Origin of the sequence: Suttonella ornithocola, from assembly GCF_001889065.1 — a bacterium.
GTDB lineage: Bacteria > Pseudomonadota > Gammaproteobacteria > Cardiobacteriales > Cardiobacteriaceae > Suttonella_A > Suttonella_A ornithocola.
Map to the genome: position 1 here is coordinate 1 of NZ_LWHB01000257.1, position 1,585 is coordinate 1,585.

A 1,585-nucleotide genomic window follows, 5' to 3' on the forward strand; every position below is an offset into this window, starting at 1 on the left:
AACAGTGTAATTGTCATGGACAATGCCGCTTTTCATAAACGCAGTGATATTCAAGCAATCATTGAAGAGCATGGGCATGAGATAGTTTGGTTACCCCCTTATAGTCCAGACTTAAATCCCATTGAAAAGATGTGGGCTTGGATTAAGCAAATACGCAAAGAATGGCGGATGGATTGTATTGATACTTTATTCTTTTATCTGCTTTGGATTGGGTTGGGTTTTAGATGATTGCACTATAAAATAACCAAAGGCTTTTTTCGACGATTTCAGCCCCAGCCTTTTTAGCATACGTTTTTATTTTCTGCCATAGGTTATTTTCACTAAAATGGCCTTTATAAGCGGATAAATGCTTAGGCAGAATAGGAAGTTGCTCATTTTTGTTCTGAAAAGATAAAAGGTTCATTTTTATCTCCTTCTTTTAACGAATTAAGTATAAAGAAAAAAAGCGTATTGGATTTTTAAAAAATCGTTAGTGCTATCAAATTAAGCGTATTTACTATTTTTTATAAAAACAATCCTTTTAACCACTCTATTTCTTCTTTTTTGTCGGGATATTGCGTAATCAGGATGGCATCAAAACGACAATCGGGAAAGCTTGGATAATGTGCTTGTATATACTGTGTTGCAGCAGCTTTCCATTTACGCTGTTTGGCAGCAGTGATGGATTGTGCAGCACTAATAGGTGCTTGTGCTTGTCGTAACCGCACTTCTACAAAAACTATGGTTTCTTTGTCTTTTGCAATTAAATCAATTTCTCCTAAACGAGTGCGGTAGTTCTTCGTTACAATATGGAGTCCTTGCTTTTTAAGGTATTGGGCGGCAAGTTTCTCGCCGTATTGACCGCGAAGTAAATGCGGAGCAAGTTTTTTTAACATGAGGATGCAATGTCTGGTTGTTTATATGTGGTGGCAACACCAATTGGAAATTTAGAAGATATAAGCCAACGTGCATTGGCTATTTTACAGCAAGTTGATGCAATCGCTTGTGAAGATACGCGTACAAGCCGTCGATTGTTAGAAGTTTATGGGATTGATAAACCGCTATTTGCATCACATCAGCATAATGAGCGCGGAGTAGCAGAAAAATTGGTTGCTCGTATAGAAGCGGGAGAGAATATTGCTGTCATTAGCGATGCGGGCACACCTGTAATTAGTGACCCCGGCGCAGTGTTAACACAGCTTGCCCATCAGCGCGGTATTCGCGTGATTCCGATTCCGGGTGCGAATGCAGTGATTACGGCTTTATCTGCTAGTGGCTTACCTGGTGATCGTTTTATGTTTGCGGGATTTATTCCTGCAAAGAGTGGGGAACGTCAGCGGTTTTTACAGCAATTTAAAAATGCAGATTGCACCACTGTTTTTTATGAAACCCCACATCGCATTGCGGAAACGCTAGCAGAGATGCAACAGCTATTTACAGCAAATCGACCTTTAACGATTGCGCGTGAGTTGACCAAAACGTTTGAACAAATCGTCGCATTGACCGTTGGTTCTGCCATTAATTGGTTGGCTGAAGACAGTTATCACGAAAAAGGAGAGTTCGTTTTACTATTGGGTGCAGAAACTGTCCAAGAAGTCGATGAGCA

4 protein-coding genes are annotated in these 1,585 nt (G+C 40.1%); 2 read left to right on the plus strand and 2 right to left on the minus strand.

The window, feature by feature from the left end; all coding sequences use genetic code 11:
* On the plus strand, positions 1-228 hold a 228-nt coding region (locus A5N85_RS13565), incomplete at its 5' end, for a transposase (RefSeq protein ID WP_249023991.1).
* Here the strand turns inward: A5N85_RS13565 and A5N85_RS13570 are convergent.
* Together A5N85_RS13570 and A5N85_RS13575 are read right to left on the minus strand one after the other, a co-directional pair.
* Positions 221-403: a hypothetical protein gene (locus tag A5N85_RS13570; protein ID WP_072577624.1), complete on the minus strand. Its 183-nt coding sequence runs from the start codon at positions 401-403 to the stop codon at positions 221-223. The two genes, A5N85_RS13565 and A5N85_RS13570, sit on opposite strands and share 8 nt — an antisense overlap.
* A gap of 100 nt (positions 404-503) precedes the next feature.
* Entirely contained in the window at positions 504-875 is a 372-nt protein-coding gene (locus A5N85_RS13575) for a YraN family protein (protein WP_072577625.1), read from the minus strand.
* A gap of 9 nt (positions 876-884) precedes the next feature.
* On the opposite strand from A5N85_RS13575, the gene rsmI reads away from it, so the two are divergent.
* Positions 885-1,585: 16S rRNA (cytidine(1402)-2'-O)-methyltransferase (rsmI, locus tag A5N85_RS13580; protein ID WP_072577626.1), on the plus strand; the 701-nt coding region annotated here is incomplete at its 3' end.